The organism is Kosmotoga sp., from assembly GCF_982836095.1.
This window is the reverse complement of sequence record NZ_CEYIHJ010000097.1, coordinates 1-255: the sequence shown is the minus strand read 5'-3', so window position 1 is coordinate 255 and position 255 is coordinate 1. Positions and strand designations below refer to the sequence as shown.

Below are 255 nucleotides of genomic sequence, written 5' to 3'. Positions count from 1 at the left end.
CATCCTGTCCACAACAAAAAAAGTGGCACGTTGGTAAATGCGCTTCTGAACCATTGTGGAGATCTTCAGGGAATTGGTGGTGTAATGCGCCCTGGAATAGTTCATAGGCTTGATAAAGAGACCAGTGGCATCATAATAGTCGCCAAAAACGACATGGCCCACAATTCACTCTCCCTTCAATTCAAGGTCCGCAGTACCGAAAAAACCTACATTGCAATTGCGAAAGGGAAAACACCCCATCACGGCCAGATAGTG

1 protein-coding gene is annotated in these 255 nt (G+C 46.3%); it reads left to right on the top strand.

Annotated features, from left to right (window positions below):
• On the top strand, positions 1–255 hold a 255-nt coding region (locus tag AC3LHT_RS07100), incomplete at both ends, for a pseudouridine synthase (protein WP_488662410.1).